The organism is Bacteroides sp. RCH18 (genome assembly GCF_058231005.1).
The window spans coordinates 746893-764308 of record NZ_JBIPTC010000002.1; the positions used below are offsets into that span (position 1 = coordinate 746893).

The following is a 17416-nucleotide window of genomic DNA, read 5'->3' on the forward strand; positions in this document are numbered from 1 at the left end:
AAAAAAAGCATCAATAACCCATCGATTATCAATGCTTTGTCGGTAGTCGGGATGACAAGATTCGAACTTGCGACCACACGCCCCCCAGACGCGTACTCTACCGGGCTGAGCTACATCCCGAATTGCGGTTGCAAAAGTAGTGCTTTATTTTTAAATAGCAAATAAATAGGCTGTTTTTTTCCATTAGCTGATTTTAGGATAAGTTTCCGTTTGCGGAATAAAAAGTCCTTTAGTCTATAATAATTCTAAATAATATAGGTGGTTGCAAACTAACATAACAGGGTTTTGTTTATGAAATTAAGTGAATAGATAGTGCGTAACTTCTTTAAAATGAAACCATATCGGCATACGAGACATGAGAGTAGTTTTGGATAGTATATTTTTGTATTTAGTTTTATTTAATGAGGGGGTAAATGTGTATAATAAAAATAGAGAAACGTTAGAGGCTTATGTCTTAGGTGATGATTTTAAGTATTTTCAGAATTTGAAGTATCTTCCCCTAAGCGTTTATCCTTCTAACATTCAGTCTGCTTTGGTCGTGTATTGCTTCAGCGGAAAGGCCAAGCTTAATGTATATGATGATTCGCATTGGATACAGCCGCAGGAATTAATAATTCTGTTGCCGGGACAATTCGTTTCGTTCACCGAGGCTAGTGATGATTTTCTGACTACTACACTGGTGGTATCGCCTACCATGTTCAGCGATGCGCTGAGTGGTGTGCCTCGCTTTTCACCGCATTTCTTTTTCTATATGAGGACGCACTACTGGTATCCTCAGACAGAAAATGATACCCGGCGACTGATGAATTACTTTGGAATGGTGAAGGATAAAGTGACGTCTGACGATATATACAGGCGTGAACTGATTATCCATTTATTAAGATACCTGTATCTGGAATTATTTAACGCTTATGAAAAGGAGGCATCTCTGATGAACACCCGGAAAGATACTCGTAAAGAGGAACTGGCCAACAAATTCTTTGGGTTGATAATGAAGCACTTCAAGGAGAATAAGGATGTTGCTTTCTATGCCGATAAGTTGTGTATCACTTCCAAATATCTGACGATGGTGATCAAGGAAGTGAGCGGCAAATCTGCCAAAGACTGGATTGTAGAATACATCGTACTCGAAATAAAGGCTTTGCTGAAGAATACAAATATGAATATTCAGGAAATTGCCGTGAAAACAAATTTTGCCAATCAGTCGTCTTTGGGACGTTTCTTCAGGAAACATACCGGAATGTCATTGTCCCAATACCGGATGAGTAACTTAGGATAATATTGAAGATGCCTGTGGGGAATAAAGGCATATGTGGGGAGAGGAGAATGGGAAAGGGAAAGAAGAAATGGGAAACCTTTTAGGGAATCCCATTCTCCTTCATTATTATAATAAGTTTCAAGATCAGACTCCCATACATTCGCGATAGAAGTCAAGCATCTCAAAAATGGTGTCTTTATCAGCCGTCTGGTTGATGCAAATATCTCCGATCTCTTTCAGTAAAGTGAAATTGACCGTTCCCGAGGTATTCTTCTTATCATGTTGCATAAATGCGTAGAGTTGTTCGTACTGCTTGCAGTCGAATGCGAATGAACCATAATTCTCTTTGATGAATTGGATGGTCTGCCGCATCTTGTCTTTCGGAAAGCCGACTTTGAGGTGTGACAGGTAAAGCTCGCATACGATTCCCCATGCTACGGCATAGCCATGCAGCACGGGGCGATTCTCTGCCAATGCCAGACTTTCGAAGGCATGTCCTGCCGTATGTCCCAGATTCAGTGCTTTACGGATGCTACGTTCGAAGGGGTCTTGCTCCACAATGTCTTCCTTCACCTGTACCGATCGTCCCACCATATCTTTGAGATATGCATAATCAATGTTATTGGTATCGAAATCCAGCAACTCGACCCAGTGTGCGGTATTGCTGATTAATCCGTGCTTTAACATTTCAGCGTAACCGGAGAAGAAATTCTGTGCATCGAGGCTGCGCAGGAATTCAGTTTCAATCAGCACACTGTCTGCCGGAGCAAACGAGCCGATCTCGTTTTTCAGTCCGTTGAAGTTGATGCCTGTCTTACCGCCGACGGATGCGTCGACCATAGCCAACAGTGTAGTGGGTATATTGATATAAGAAATCCCCCGTTTGAAGGTAGCGGCGGCAAAGCCTCCCAAATCTGTTACCATGCCCCCACCAAGGTTGATGAGCAATGAGTGACGTGTAGCTCCTTGCTGGCTCAGTGCCATCCATACGGAGGCCAGAGTCTCCAGTGTCTTATGCACATCTTCGGCTCCGATACAGATTTCGACTGCGTCTTTCAGAAACGATACCTCTTTCAATGAAGGCAGACAAAGACGCTGGGTATGTTCGTCTGTGAGGATGAATAACTTGTCATGCGGACACCTTTCAATGGCACGACCGAGGCTTGTTTCCAAGCTTTCGCAGAGAATGACTTCTTGTTTACTCATGATTCTTTTGCTTTTTCTTGGTGCAAATGTATATAAAATATCTTTTTTTACTTACTTTTGTCTCATTAAAACGTTCAATTATGAAAGCATTGTTTCCTGTATTTTGTCGTCCTTTGGGATATGTGGTGTTGTTAGTAGCTTTGTTTCTTCTTCCGATTTTGCTAATGCAAGGGTTGATAACCGACCATAACCTGCTGCTTTACAAGGAATGTACGAAGCTGTTGATGATGGCAGGATGCTTGCTGATCATCTTTGCCTTAAGCAAGAATGAAAGCTGCGAGACGGAACAGATTCGTAATGCGGCAGTCCGGAATGCAGTCTTTCTGACTTTTCTGTTTGTTTTCGGTGGTATGTTGTGGCGTGTTCTGCAAGGAGATGTGATCAATGTGGACACTTCTTCTTTTCTTACCTTTTTAATCTTTAATGTGCTTTGTTTGGAGTTTGGTCTTAAAAAAGCGCTTGTTGATCGATTCTTCAAAAGATAATTTTCTATTAAATTAAACCTTTTACGATTCTATTTGTCAAAAAGACATTGTTATTACTCTACTAATCGTAATTAAGGTAAATGAAAAGATTATCAGTTTGGTGGGTGCTTACACTGTTATGCACCTTCTCTATTTTTGCACAGAATAAGGTGATTACCGTTTCGGGGCGTGTTGTCGAATCTGACTCTAAAGAGCCAGCTGCACAGGCAACTATTCAATTGTTATCGTTGCCGGATAGCGCTTATGCAGCCGGTATAGCAAGTAGTAATAAGGGGTGGTTTACGCTTCCTAAAGTGAAGGCGGGGAAATATTTATTGAAGGTTTCTTACATCGGTTTCCGTACGAAATTCGTTCCTGTACAATTATCCAATAATGTGACTGAAAAGAATATGGGGACGATCTCTCTGGATCCTGATGCAGTGATGCTGAGCGAGGCTGTGATTACGGCGGAAGCTCCGCAGGTGACGGTGAGGGAAGACACACTGGAATATAACTCTACCGCCTATCGTACTCCCGAAGGCTCCATGCTCGAAGAACTTGTGAAAAAACTTCCGGGTGCTGAAATTGATGACGACGGAAACGTGAAGATCAACGGAAAAGAAGTCAAGAAAATCATGGTGGATGGCAAAGAGTTTTTTGGTGGTGATGTGAAAACCGGATTGAAGAATCTGCCTGTCAATATGATCGATAAGCTCAAAACGTATGATAAGAAATCTGATTTGGCACGTATCACCGGAATAGATGACGGAGAAGAAGAAACCGTACTCGATCTGAAGGTGAAGAAAGGTATGAATCAAGGATGGTTTGGTAATGCAAGTGCTGCTGCCGGTACTGAAGACCGTTATGCTAGCAATCTGATGCTGAATCGGTTTGTCGAAAATAGCCAGTTCTCATTGATTGGTTCTGCCAATAATGTAAATGACCAGGGATTCTCCGGTGGAGGTGGCGGCGGTCGTTTCCGGACTAATAATGGTCTGACCGCTACTAAAATGCTGGGTGCGAATTTTGCTACTCAGACGGATAAACTGGAATTGGGAGGTAGCGCACGCTATAATTATAGCGACAGGGATGCTACTTCGATGAACTATTCAGAACGTTTTCTGAAAGGTGGAGGAGGAAGTTCATTCTCTAATTCGAACAGCAAAAATCGTAATAAGAATACGAACTTTAATGCTGATTTCCGATTGGAATGGAAACCGGATACATTAACGAATATCATTTTTCGTCCGAATGTCTCTTATGGTAAATCAAATGGGGCTTCTGTTTCCGAATCCGGAACTTTTAATCAGGATCCATTTAATTTTGCAACAAATCCTAATGATTACTTGAATCTGAAATGGCTGGAAGAACATCCGGATGAAGATCCTCTGCAAGGTCGCATAAATACCAGTAATAATCAGTCTTTGTCTGAAAGTAATAGTTTGTCAGCAAATGCTTCTTTACAAGTAAACAGGAAGTTAAATAACCAAGGACGTAATATTACTTTTCGTGGAACATTTGGCTATGGTGATAATGATAGTGAACAATTTACTGATTATCAGACATATTATTATGATAAAGATAAGAATGATATCCGTAAACAGTATATAACCAGTCCGACGAAGAATTATGATTATACAGCTCAATTGACATATAGTGAACCGATTGCTCGTGCAACTTTTTTGCAGTTAAGTTATAGGTTTCAATATAAACACAGTGAGAGTGATAAGAGTACATATAGTTTGATTCCTGAAGATGAAAAGGAACAAGATTGGCTTTGGGAGTTGGGAGATAATTTGCCTGAGAGATATAAAGAGAATTTTGTTGATAGTTTGAGTAAAAATGCCAAATATGATTATTACAACCATGAGATAAATGCTGGTTTGCGTTTTATTCGTGAAAAATACCAGTTGAATATTGGTGCATCTTTGCAACCGCAGAATACAAGATTGGCATATCGCAAAGAAGAAATAGATACAGTAGTAAAAAGATCAGTTTTTAATTTTTCTCCAAATGTTGATTTTCGTTACAGATTCTCTAAAGTAACTCAGTTACGCTTCACGTATAGAGGGCGTGCTAGTCAACCAAGTATGGAAAACTTGCTGGATATTACGGATAATTCTAATCCATTGAATATTCGGATGGGTAATCCTGGTTTGAAACCTTCTTTCTCTCATTCAGTCCGCTTGTTTTATAATACTTATAACGCGGATAAACAACAGGGAATAGTAGTACATGCTAATTTTAATTCAACACAAAATAGTATCACCAATTCTACTACTTATATAGAAGAGACGGGAGGGGTCATTGTGAAACCGGAAAATATTAATGGTAACTGGAATGCTTCAGGTATGCTTGGCTATAATACAGCTCTAAGAGACAGGCGTTTTACTATTAATACATTCTCTACTGGTACTTACTCTAATAAAGTAGCCTATCTTTATGATAGAAGTACGCATATGAATGATAAGAACACAAGTACTACGCTGACTTTGGAGGAAAGACTAAATGGAACTTTCCGGAATGATTGGTTTGAATTTACGGTGAATGGGGCGATTAAGTATAACTTTGAGAAAAATAAACTAAACCCTGATGCAAATCAGGAGCCTTATACCTTTGGTTATGGTGCGAGCACTAATATCTTTTTGCCTTGGAATATGTCAATATCTACCAATATAACGAATAATGCACGCCGTGGATATCGTGATGCAAGTATGAATCGGAATGAGGTTATCTGGAATGCACAGATTGCTCAGAATTTCTTGAAAGGTAAAGCCGCTACAGTTAGTTTTGAAATATATGACATTCTAAAACAACAAACTAATATCAGTCGTGTAATGAATGCTGATATGCGTTCTGTCTCTGAATATAATGGTATCAACAGTTACTGTATGCTGCGCTTTACTTATCGTTTGAATGTCTTCGGTAATAAAGAAGCTCGTGGCAATATGCGTCAGGGCGGTTTTGACGGTGGTGGTCCTCGTGGTCCTCGTGGCAATTATGGCGGCGGTGGCAGACCTATGCGTTTCTAAATCGTGACTAGCTCTGAATAAAAACGGGAAAGTCCCGATGGCAATGAACATGACTAACATGACTTGCTATCGGGACTTTTTTGTTTATCCGATAATTTGCTTTATATTTGTTGTTCAGTATCCATATAAAAAAGGAGTATCCTATGATTGACTGGAACATACTAGTTAGCCAGATAGCTACGGTTGCTTTTGATATCGTTTATTTTGGAGCCATTATCAGTACGATTGTCGTTATCATTCTTGATAACCGGAATCCGGTGAAGACTATGGCATGGATACTCATATTACTTTTCCTCCCAATTGTCGGTCTTGTTTTTTATTTCTTCTTTGGTCGGAGTCAACGTCGGGAACGTATCATCGGTCAAAAAAGTTATGACCGCCTCCTAAAGAAACCTATGGCGGAATATATGGCGCAAGACTGTTCGGATGTACCTGAAGAATATGCCCGCCTTATCCAACTTTTCCAGCATACCAATCAAGCTTTCCCATTTGAGGGAAACCGTATTGCTGTGTATACGGAAGGCTATACCAAATTGCAATCATTGCTTCGTGAGCTCCAAAAGGCGAAACAACACATTCATATAGAATACTACATCTTTGAAGATGATGCTATAGGACGTTTGGTAAGGGATGTATTAATCGAAAAAGCATCTCAGGGAGTTGAAGTAAGAGTAATTTATGATGATGTGGGGTGCTGGCATGTACCTAATCGCTTTTTCGAGGAAATGCGCAATGCCGGTATTGAAGTCAGGAGTTTCTTGAAAGTACGCTTCCCTTTGTTTACAAGCAGGGTCAATTATCGTAACCACAGAAAAATAGTCGTGATAGACGGACGTATTGGCTTTGTGGGAGGTATGAACCTGGCAGAACGTTATATGCGTGGTTTTTCATGGGGAATTTGGCGTGACACCCATATTCTGATAGAAGGAAAGGCAGTGCATGGTCTGCAAACGGCCTTTTTGCTCGACTGGTATTTCGTTGACCGTACATTGATTACAGCTTCACGTTATTTCCCAAAGATAGAATCTTGTGGAAGTTCATTAGTGCAGGTGGTTACCAGCGAACCTATCGGTCCCTGGAAAGAAATCATGCAGGGACTGACTATGGCGATCAATGGAGCGAAGAAGTATTTCTATATGCAAACCCCTTATTTCTTACCGACAGAGCAAGTACTTGCCGCTATGCAGACAGCCGCACTGGCGGGAGTAGATGTGCGTTTAATGTTGCCGGAACGTGCCGACAACCGAATCACTCATTTGGGATCGCATTCTTACCTGGCAGATGTGATGCAGGCAGGTGTCAAAGTCTATTTTTATAAGAAAGGGTTTCTGCACTCTAAACTGATGGTTTCTGATGATATGCTCTCTACAGTAGGGTCTACCAATGTTGACTTTCGTAGTTTTGAGCATAATTTTGAAGTAAATGCCTTTATGTATGATGTGGAAACGGCTCTTGAAATGAAGGAGATATTCCTTCAGGATCAGCGGGAAAGTACACAGATCTTTCTGAAAAACTGGGTGAAACGTTCGTGGAGGAGGAGGGCAGCAGAGTCTGTCGTTCGTTTGTTGGCTCCGCTGCTTTAAAAAGGATGCTTCCTTTATCTGATATACTGTTATCTTATCTGAAAAGCGAGAAATTCACACTTCCATAGACTCTTCTTTCTATGAAATGTGGGTGATCCTCAAAATTATTTTGCTTACCATGCTCCAATACAAACAAACCTCCTTCTTTGAGCAGATTATTTTTGAATATTAGTTCCGGTATCGATTCCAGCTCCTTTAAAGCGTAAGGAGGATCGGCAAAGATAAAATCAAACTGCTCTCGTCCGCTGTTGATAAACTTAAATACATCGCCACGGATAGGCAGACATTTGTCAGTTTGTACTTCTTTCATTATTTTGCAGATAAACGAGTGATGAGCAGGATCTTTCTCGATACTGATCACACGGTCGCAGCCTCGGGATACTAGTTCGATACTGATACTGCCCGTGCCTGCAAATAAGTCAAGTGCAGTTACTCCTTCTTCGAAATCAATATAATTATTAAGTACATTGAACAGATTCTCCTTGGCGAAATCTGTTGTAGGGCGTGCTTTGAATGTACGTGGTACATCAAATCTTCTTCGTTTATAAATACCGCTGATTACTCGCATGTTAATAAGGCTTGCATGTCAATATTGTTGGCAGGATTCATAATGAATACCTGTAGAATGAATTTTTTCAGTTCGTTCATCAATGTTTCTTTGTCCGACAGAGTGCCTGTCAGATGTAGTTCATCCCGTTCCTGATTAAATTCTAGTTGCTTCCAGACATATAATAGATAATAGATACGATCTTCGGTTTGCATGCACTCGAAAGAGTTGGCCAAAAGTAGCTGGCCCCGTTCGAAACAGTAGATGTCAATGGCATCTTTGCGTACTGAAGCATACATTTTCTTACTATTCCCCAGTCTGCTTTTGATAGAAAAATACTCGATGAGCGGGGTAGACTGAGAGTAGAAGCGGGCTTCGGGATATTGTTCATTTAAGAATGTATAGGTGCTTTTGTCTATGCCGAAGATTACGACTACATTATTCTTTTTTAGAATATTGTATATCACTATTTCATTCTCCCGTTTCTGATGATTGTGATAGAATAAAAGCTCTGCCTGCTCTTCTTCAAACAGTTCCAATGGTATCATGGTAAAGCGTTTGCTCGCTATCATGATGTTCACTCGTTTGTAGGAGTAGCTTAAAAAGTCCGATTCGTGGAAAACGTTTTTAAGATTGGCTGTCAGAGACAGAGAGGTGTCTACCTCTTTTTCGAACAGCGACTGCGAATTGTCGTTAATCGGATTGTAGATAGAAAAAGAAAATCCATCCGTACTAAGACGGATGGATAAAGTATATTGTTTTGATTTTGTAAAATCAATCATTATTCCCAGTTACCAGCACCATTGTTAGGATTGTCAATAGAACCTACCATCAAACCTGAGTATCTGCCCAGTTTTTCATTAAGGTCTTTCAAATTGATAATTTCTTGTCTGTCAAGTCCGCCCAAGTAAGTTTCATATGGAGCTTTCACTTCAAACAAGTATACAGGAGCACCTGATTTAGCTGTGTCGTTTTTAACATTCATTTCAAAGATAGCGCCGTTGCCGTAAGGAATGTACTTCATTGAATCTGCATTGAAACCTTTTGGATAGATGGTGTCCATTACAGCTACCCACATGGTGTCACGCTTAAAGTTTTCAAGTCCGTTTTTCTTAACTTCATCATACTTGCCTGTTTTTTTAGCTTTGTTGATGATTGCCATTGCTTTCTTTTCAGTCAAGCCGCTTTCCAATTGGTCGTCTGTCAGCTGACCAACTTTCATAACGAAAGGTAATTTTTGATTTTTAACGAAATCAATCAGTGTGTCAAAATGTTCTGTGTACATTCCGTGATGAAGCGAACGGTATTCCTGTTGTGCTTTACGGATGTCGATCAAACGGGCAATGACAGCCTGCTCTCTTTCCTTTTTCGCTTTTTCAAAATTGATAGGACCCATAATACTGCTATAGCAAATGTAAATTAATGCAGCAGCACAGAGTACTAATACAATATTAAATACTGTTTTCATGATAAATTATGTTTTTAGTTGTTATATTCGCATCGCAAAAATAGAATAAATAAATTTAAATACGATAGTTCCGGGAACTTTTTTCTCGTACAAAAATGATAAATAACTATTTAGAAAGGCAAATTAAGGAAAATTTTCCTTATCAACCAACTTTTGAGCAGGAAATAGCTGTAAAATCTCTTTCAGAGTTTCTGCTTTCCACACTGGCGGATGAAGTATTTATCCTCAGAGGCTATGCCGGTACTGGTAAAACATCTTTGGTAGGGGCATTGGTAAAGACGATGGATCAGTTACAGCAAAAGGCTGTGTTACTGGCTCCTACCGGTCGTGCTGCAAAAGTTTTTTCATCATATGCCGGTCACCCGGCTTTTACAATTCATAAGAAAATATACCGGCAGCAGTCGTTTTCTAATGAAACCAGTAATTTTTCAATAAATGACAATCTTGCTACGAATACTTTGTTTATAGTCGACGAAGCTTCAATGATTTCCAATGAAGGATTATCGGGCAGTATGTTTGGGACGGGAAGATTGTTGGACGACTTGATACAGTTTGTTTATTCCGGTCAGGGGTGCCGTCTTTTGTTGATGGGAGATACTGCGCAGCTTCCTCCGGTAGGTGAGGAGTTGAGTCCGGCACTTTTTGCAGATGCATTGAAAGGATATACCTTGGAAGTGCGGGAAGTTGACTTGACGCTAGTGGTTCGTCAGATACAGGAATCCGGTATTTTGTGGAACGCGACACAATTGCGTCAGCTGATAGCGGAAGATAATTGCTATTCTTTACCTAAAATAAAGATAACAGGTTTTCCGGATATAAAGATGGTACCGGGTACGGAATTGATTGATGCCATCACCAGTTGTTATGATCATGACGGCATGGATGAGACGATTGTAATCTGTCGTTCTAATAAACGCGCGAACCTATATAATAACGGAATACGTGCACAGATCCTTTGGCGGGAAGATGAACTGAATACGGGAGATATGTTGATGATAGCCAAAAATAATTATTATTGGACAGAGCAATATAAGGAAATGGACTTCATTGCCAATGGAGAGATTGCAGTCGTGCGTCGTGTCCGTAAGACGCGGGAGATGTATGGTTTTCGCTTTGCGGAAGTGACTCTCAGGTTTCCTGACCAGAATGATTTTGAACTGGATGCCAATCTGCTGCTGGATACCCTTCACTCTGATTCTCCTGCATTGCCGAAAGTAGATAATGACAGATTATTTTATACCATACTTGAAGATTACGCAGATATATCTAACAAGCGGGACCGTATGAAAAAAATGAAAGCAGATCCACACTACAATGCGTTGCAGGTGAAATATGCTTATGCGGTAACTTGTCATAAAGCACAAGGCGGACAATGGCAGAATGTTTTTCTTGATCAGGGATACATGACGGATGAATATTTGACTCCGGATTATTTTCGCTGGTTGTATACGGCATTTACTCGCGCCACGAAAACATTGTATCTGGTGAATTATCCCAAAGAACAAATTTTATAAAAGATTTCTTTTTTTTCTTCCTAAATAATTGATTCCCAGTCAGAATGAATGGAGAGGTACTCGTTGTGGAAAAATAAATATGAGATTATATTTATTTTTTTTCAAAAACCTCTAAGTGTTTTTCAAGGTATGGGTTGTTATATAAATGCGAATCGAAAATAATAAATGAAATATCGATTCTAATATTTATATAAAAACTAATGTTTAATCTTAAATTCAAGTGTATGAGAATCAATGACTCGTGTAGAGGCTCGAAGATTTTTCGGGCATTGTTGATCTTGATGCTATTCGCCCTTCCGGCACAATCTGCAATAGCACAGTTAACAATTAGGATCTCCAATTCTTCTTTAGGAACTGTGATTAAGCAAATCCAGTCTCAATCTAAGTATCAATTTTTTTATGATGACAATTTGGCTTCAATGCGCGTAGAGTCATTGAATGTTAAAGATGTTTCTTTGGTAGAAGTACTGGACAAGGCTTTGAAGGGGAAAGATGTCGTTTACAAAATTGATGACAACGTCGTTTATTTGTCGAAAGCAAGTGCATCTCCTGCGACAAAGTCGACTCAACAACAACAGAAAGTAACAGGTAAGGTGGTAGATGCTAATAACGAACCTTTGATTGGCGTTTCTGTATTGGAAAAAGGAACAACTAATGGTACTATTACTGATTTTGATGGTAATTATACATTAGTTGTTACAGGTTCAAATGCAGTTTTGCAATTTTCGTATGTTGGATATCAAACTTTGGAGAGGGCTGTAGCAGGAAAGACTGCTATTAATATCACTTTAAAGGAGGATGCTCAAGTCTTGGATGAAGTCGTAGTTACGGCTTTGGGTATTAAACGCTCAGAGAAAGCGCTGTCTTACAATGTACAGCAGGTAAACGCTGATGCGGTGACTGCTAATAAAGACCCTAACTTTATTAATTCATTGAGTGGTAAAGTGGCAGGTGTTAATATCAATGCTTCTTCGTCCGGAGTGGGCGGTGTGTCCAAGGTAGTGATGCGTGGTACAAAATCTATCATGCAGTCTTCCAATGCATTATATGTAGTAGATGGGGTTCCGATGTACTCCAATGCGAATAAAGTGAATGGGACAGAGTTTTCTTCTAAAGGAAATACTGAGCCGATTGCCGACATTAACCCGGAAGATATTGAATCAATGTCTGTGTTGACTGGTGCGGCAGCAGCTGCGCTTTACGGTTCCGATGCTGCCAATGGTGCGATTATCATTACTACTAAAAAAGGAAAAGAAGGTCGTGTGAATATCACTGTAAACAGTAATGTTGAGTTTAACGCTCCTTTGGTAATGCCCCGTTTCCAGACACGTTATGGTACAGGTATTGGTGGCGTGAAAGATGATAACTCCAGTCGTAGCTGGGGCCCTAAACTGACAGAAGCCAGATATTTTGGATATAATCCTCGTGATGATTATTTTCAGACTGGTGTTATAGGTACAGAAAGCGTATCATTCTCTACCGGTTCGGAAAAGAACCAGACTTATGCTTCCGCTGCAGCGGTTAATTCAAAAGGTATCGTTCCTAACAACAAATATGACCGTTATAATTTCAACGTACGCAATACTACTTCATTTCTTGATGATAAGATGACATTGGATGTAAATGCCAGCTACATTTTGCAGAAAGACCGCAATATGGTGAATCAGGGTACTTACAACAATCCGTTGGTAGGAGCTTATCTGTTCCCTCGTGGTAATGACTGGGAAGATATTAAAATGTACGAACGCTATGACGTTGCACGTAAGATCTATACTCAGTACTGGCCGACAGGTGATGGTAATATGACTATGCAGAATCCTTATTGGGTGAACTACCGTAACTTGCGTGAAAATAAGAAAGACCGCTATATGTTAGGTGCAAGTCTGAATTATCAGATTCTTGACTGGTTAAATGTTTCCGGACGTGTCCGCCTGGATAATTCTAACAATGATTATACGGAAAAGGCTTATGCCAGTACAAATACTCAGCTGACAGAGTTGTCTGATCGTGGTCTTTATGGCATTTCCAGAAGCTACGAAAAGCAGTTGTATGCAGACTTCCTGGTAAGTGTGAACAAAACATTCGGCGAAAAATGGTCTTTACAAGCTAATATGGGTGGATCGTTTACTGATATGCGATATGATGAAATGGCTGTACGCGGACCTATTGCTGATGATTCAAAAACGTTTGCCGGTGAAAAAGCCGGATTGACAAACGGTTTCTATATTCAAAACCTGAGTACGACCAAGACAAGCAAAATGCAGTCAGGATGGCGTGAACAGACTCAGTCTATCTATGCATCTGCCGAAGTTGGCTACCAAAGTACTTATTATCTGACATTGACAGGTCGTAATGACTGGCCTTCACAGTTGGCAGGCCGTAACTCTGTCAATAAATCATTCTTCTACCCTTCGGTTGGTATGTCTGTAGTGTTATCTGAATTGATGCCTAAATTGAATAAGGACTATCTGTCTTACTGGAAGATACGCGGTTCTTTTGCTTCTGTAGGTACAGCATTCGAAAGATATATAGCTAATCCTTTATTCGCATGGAATACCAGTATCGGTCAGTGGAGTAACCTGACTGACTTCCCGGTATATGACTTGAAACCGGAACGTACCAATTCTTTTGAAGTAGGTATGAATATGCGTTTTCTCAAGAACTTCGAACTGGATGTGACTTATTATAACGCCAAAACAATGAATCAGACATTCAATCCTGAGTTACCGGTAGGTGAATATGCTCGTATCTACATTCAGACAGGTGCAGTTCGCAATCAAGGTCTTGAGTTAGCGTTGAATTACAATAATACATGGAAAGATTTTACTTGGAATACAGGAGTTACTTATTCAATGAACAAGAATAAGATTCTTACCTTAGCTGATAATGCCATCAATCCTATCACTCGCGAGAAATTCTCTATTTCTTCTCTGAATATGGGTGGTCTGGGTAGTACCCGTTTCATCCTGAAAGAAGGTGGAAGCATGGGTGACATTTACTCCTTGATGGATTTGAAGAGAGATGCCAATGGAGCTGTTTATATCGATGAGAACAACAGTGTTGTAACAGAGAGTCTGGAAGCTAATAATTACATCAAATTAGGAAGTGTATTGCCGAAAGGAAACTTGGCATGGCGTAACAATTTCAGTTGGAAAAACATTAATGTGGCATTCCTTGTATCAGCTCGTCTAGGTGGAGTTGTATTCTCACGTACACAAGCTGTTCTCGATAATTTCGGAGTTTCTGAAGCATCTGCTGCTGCACGTGACAAAGGTTATGTATCGGTAAATGGAAACGACCGTGTAAATCCGGAAGGCTGGTATTCAGTAGTAGCTGGTGGTACGGCTGTTCCTCAGTATTACATTTATTCCGCTACTAATATTCGTTTGCAGGAAGCTTCTATCGGTTATACTATTCCGAGAAAATGGCTGGGCAATGTGTGTGATATCAAAGTTTCATTGATCGGACGTAATCTTTGGATGATCTACAACAAGGCTCCTTTCGATCCTGAAAGCGTGGCATCTACTGATAACTTCTATCAGGGAATTGACTACTTTATGATGCCTTCATTGCGTAATATTGGCTTTAATCTGAGCTTTAAATTCTAAATAAATCAAGATAGGTATGAAAAATATAATAAATAAAATAGTACTTGGATCTCTTACCGTTGCCCTGTCTTCGTGTATCGGTAACTATGAGAATATCAATTCCAACCCATATGAAGCTCCTGATTTGTCAGCGGATGGATACGCTTTGGGATCTGCCATGAATAATCTGGCCGGTTGCGTGGTATCACCGGATGTAAATACAGCTCAGTTCACAGACTGCTTGTTGGGCGGACCTTTAGGCGGATATTTTGCCGATTCTAATGCTGGCTTTACTGAGGCTATCTCCACTTTTAATCCGAAAGACGACTGGAGCCGTGTGTTTCTGAAAAGTGATAAGATTATTCCGACATTATATTCTAATCTGACCCAAGTGAAACTTGTATCACAAAATACGAATGATCCGGTTCCTTATGCCATTGCACAAGTGATAAAGGTGGCAGCTATGCATCGTGTAACTGATGCTTTCGGTCCGATACCTTATTCTCAGATAGGTGCGAATGGCGAAATTGCTACTCCTTATGATTCTCAGGAAGTGACATATAATACATTCTTCGATGAGTTGAATGCAGCTATTGCCACACTCAATGAGAATTCTAACGAACAGCTCGTTCCTACAGCCGACTATATATATAAAGGTGATGTAAAGAAGTGGATCAGATTTGCCAACTCACTGAAGTTGCGTCTTGCTATCCGTATAGCTTATGCTAATCCGGTGAAAGCTCAACAGATGGCTGAAGAAGCTGTGAATCCTGCAAACGGAGGTGTCATTGAATCGAATGCGGACAATGCAACATGGAACTACTTTGAGACTTCACAAAATCCTATTTATGTAGCTACCCGCTACAATCAGGTACAGACTTCCGATCATGGCGGCGTACCCTGTTTGACTGGTGGTGATACGCATGCTGCTGCCGATATCATCTGCTATATGAATGGTTACAAGGATAACAGACGTGAAAAGTTCTTCACAAAATCCGAATGGGCAGGACAGGACTATGTAGGAATGCGTCGTGGTATTGTCATTCCCGAACTGAAGACAATCGGACATAAATACTCTGGGGTGAACATTGCTCCTACATCTCCGCTTTATTGGATGAATGCAGCCGAAGTAGCTTTCTTACGTGCTGAAGGACAAGCTGTTTTCAACTTCAGCATGGGTGGTACAGCCGAATCATTCTATAATCAAGGTATCCGTCTGTCATTTGAACAATGGGGGGTAGACGGTGCAGAAGACTATCTGAAAGATGATGTAAACAAACCGACTGCATATACCGATCCGGCAGGTACGAATACTTATCAGAATGCTCTGTCCAATATCACTATTAAATGGAATGATAGTGCCGACAAAGAAGAGAAGCAAGAACGCATTATCGTACAGAAGTGGATTGCTAACTGGCAATTAGGTAATGAAGCTTGGGCAGACTTCCGCCGTACCGGATATCCGAAACTGATCCCGGTGAAAGAAAATAAGAGCGGTGGTGTAGTTGATTCAGAGAAAGGTGCACGTCGTATGCCTTATCCGTTGGATGAATTTGTCAGCAACAAGGCAAATGTAGAATATGCGATTGCCAACTACCTGCACGGTGCAGATAATATGGCTACAGATGTATGGTGGGCTTCTAAAAAATAATATTTAACTTAAAGGAAAGTATATATGAAAAATAACCTGAAATATAGATTGTCTGCTCTGCTGTTTCTGGCATCAGCTCTGACAATAACTTCATGTAGTGATTGGACAGATGTGGAAAGTCTCCAATTGAATACTCCTACATTTGAAGAGCAGAATCCTCAGTTGTATGCTGACTATCTGAAGGATTTGAACAGATATAAGTCTGAAGAACATAAGGTCACTTTTGTTTCTTTCGAGAACCCTAAGGGATCTCCCGGCAAGCAGGCTGAACGTCTGACCGTCGTACCTGACAGCGTTGATTTCATTTGTCTGAATAATCCGGAAGTAAGTCCCGAAGTACAGGCAGAAATGGTCAAAATACGCGAGAAAGGAACTCGTACGGTTTACAGTATTGATTATTCCAGCATTGAAAATGCCTGGAAGGAGAAAGTAAAAGCCGAACCGGAGTTGACAGAAGAGGATGCTCTTCAGTATATCGGTGAACGCACTAATGAGATGTTGGCACTTTGTGACAAATATAACTTTGATGGTGTTATTGCTGATTATACGGGGCGTTCACTGGTGAGCCTTCCGGAGGAAGCTCTGAAAGAATATAATGATCGTCAACAGAAATTTTTTGGCGAAGTGATGAATTGGCAAGGTAACCATGATGACAAGACTCTGGTATTCTACGGAAATGTACAATATTTAGTGCCGGAGAATATGGATATGTTAAGCAAGTTTGACTACATCATGTTGAAAACTGCTTCTTCTACCAATGCTGATGATCTTGCTTTAAAAGCATATTTGGCTATTCAGGCGGGTATAGATGCAGTAGGCGGTACAGAAGGAGGAGTGAATCCTGTTCCTGTTGATCGTTTTATCGTTTGTGTCGAATTGCCGCAGGCTGACGATAAGGATAAAGTGAAGGGTTACTGGAGTACAGTGGATGAAAAAGGCAATAAACTAGTAGCAGCTCCGGGAGCAGCCCGGTGGATGGTTGAAGCATCTCCTAATTACACCCGGAAAGGAATCTTTATTATGAATGTCCATAATGATTATTATAACAATACTTATGGATATGTGCGTGAAGTTATTCGTATTATGAATCCTAATAAATAAGAATA

12 protein-coding genes and 1 tRNA gene are annotated in these 17416 nt (G+C 40.4%); 8 read left to right on the forward strand and 5 right to left on the reverse strand.

Annotation, left to right across the window (positions count from 1 at the left end):
- Nucleotides 1-46: 46 nt before the first annotated feature.
- Nucleotides 47-120, reverse strand: a tRNA-Pro gene (locus tag ACHLI0_RS18310).
- 295 nt (nt 121-415) lie between these two features.
- Between ACHLI0_RS18310 and ACHLI0_RS18315 the strand changes: the two genes are divergently transcribed.
- On the forward strand, nt 416-1279 hold the full coding sequence (locus tag ACHLI0_RS18315) for a helix-turn-helix domain-containing protein (RefSeq protein WP_055217481.1): 864 nt from the start codon (nt 416-418) through the stop codon (nt 1277-1279).
- Nucleotides 1280-1402: 123 nt separating this feature from the next.
- Here ACHLI0_RS18315 and aroB read toward each other — a convergent pair whose 3' ends face one another.
- Complete coding sequence (gene aroB / locus ACHLI0_RS18320; RefSeq protein WP_234118453.1) at nt 1403-2464, reverse strand: 3-dehydroquinate synthase; 1062 nt, start codon at nt 2462-2464, stop codon at nt 1403-1405.
- A gap of 80 nt (nt 2465-2544) precedes the next feature.
- Between aroB and ACHLI0_RS18325 the strand changes: the two genes are divergently transcribed.
- From ACHLI0_RS18325 to cls, 3 genes are all read left to right on the forward strand, one after another.
- Nucleotides 2545-2949 (forward strand): hypothetical protein, encoded by a 405-nt coding sequence (locus ACHLI0_RS18325; protein WP_490749781.1) that lies wholly within the window; start codon nt 2545-2547, stop codon nt 2947-2949.
- 80 nt (nt 2950-3029) lie between these two features.
- Entirely contained in the window at nt 3030-5960 is a 2931-nt protein-coding gene (locus ACHLI0_RS18330; protein ID WP_490749782.1) for a TonB-dependent receptor, read from the forward strand.
- Between the two features lie 143 nt (nt 5961-6103).
- Nucleotides 6104-7543: a cardiolipin synthase gene (cls, locus tag ACHLI0_RS18335; RefSeq protein WP_008764220.1), complete on the forward strand. Its 1440-nt coding sequence runs from the start codon at nt 6104-6106 to the stop codon at nt 7541-7543.
- Between the two features lie 34 nt (nt 7544-7577).
- Here cls and ACHLI0_RS18340 read toward each other — a convergent pair whose 3' ends face one another.
- Genes ACHLI0_RS18340 through ACHLI0_RS18350 form a run of 3 tightly spaced genes read right to left on the reverse strand, consistent with a single transcriptional unit; the run spans nt 7578 to nt 9558 of the window.
- Entirely contained in the window at nt 7578-8111 is a 534-nt protein-coding gene (locus ACHLI0_RS18340) for an RsmD family RNA methyltransferase (protein ID WP_055216478.1), read from the reverse strand.
- Nucleotides 8102-8872, reverse strand: a complete 771-nt coding sequence (locus ACHLI0_RS18345; protein WP_225679749.1) for a DUF3822 family protein — start codon at nt 8870-8872, stop codon at nt 8102-8104. The genes ACHLI0_RS18340 and ACHLI0_RS18345 overlap by 10 nt, the downstream gene beginning before the upstream one ends.
- Nucleotides 8872-9558, reverse strand: coding sequence for a hypothetical protein (locus ACHLI0_RS18350; protein WP_008760896.1), 687 nt, complete (start codon nt 9556-9558; stop codon nt 8872-8874). The genes ACHLI0_RS18345 and ACHLI0_RS18350 overlap by 1 nt, the downstream gene beginning before the upstream one ends.
- Nucleotides 9559-9653: 95 nt before the next feature.
- Between ACHLI0_RS18350 and ACHLI0_RS18355 the strand changes: the two genes are divergently transcribed.
- From ACHLI0_RS18355 to ACHLI0_RS18370, 4 genes are all read left to right on the forward strand, one after another.
- On the forward strand, nt 9654-11072 hold the full coding sequence (locus tag ACHLI0_RS18355; protein ID WP_490749783.1) for an ATP-dependent DNA helicase: 1419 nt from the start codon (nt 9654-9656) through the stop codon (nt 11070-11072).
- A 224-nt stretch (nt 11073-11296) separates the two neighbouring features.
- Entirely contained in the window at nt 11297-14680 is a 3384-nt protein-coding gene (locus tag ACHLI0_RS18360; protein ID WP_413555013.1) for a SusC/RagA family TonB-linked outer membrane protein, read from the forward strand.
- A 16-nt stretch (nt 14681-14696) separates the two neighbouring features.
- Nucleotides 14697-16310 (forward strand): RagB/SusD family nutrient uptake outer membrane protein, encoded by a 1614-nt coding sequence (locus tag ACHLI0_RS18365; RefSeq protein WP_413555014.1) that lies wholly within the window; start codon nt 14697-14699, stop codon nt 16308-16310.
- Nucleotides 16311-16334: 24 nt separating this feature from the next.
- Nucleotides 16335-17411, forward strand: coding sequence for a glycoside hydrolase family 18 (locus ACHLI0_RS18370; RefSeq protein WP_413555015.1), 1077 nt, complete (start codon nt 16335-16337; stop codon nt 17409-17411).
- The last annotated feature ends 5 nt before the right edge of the window (nt 17412-17416 follow it).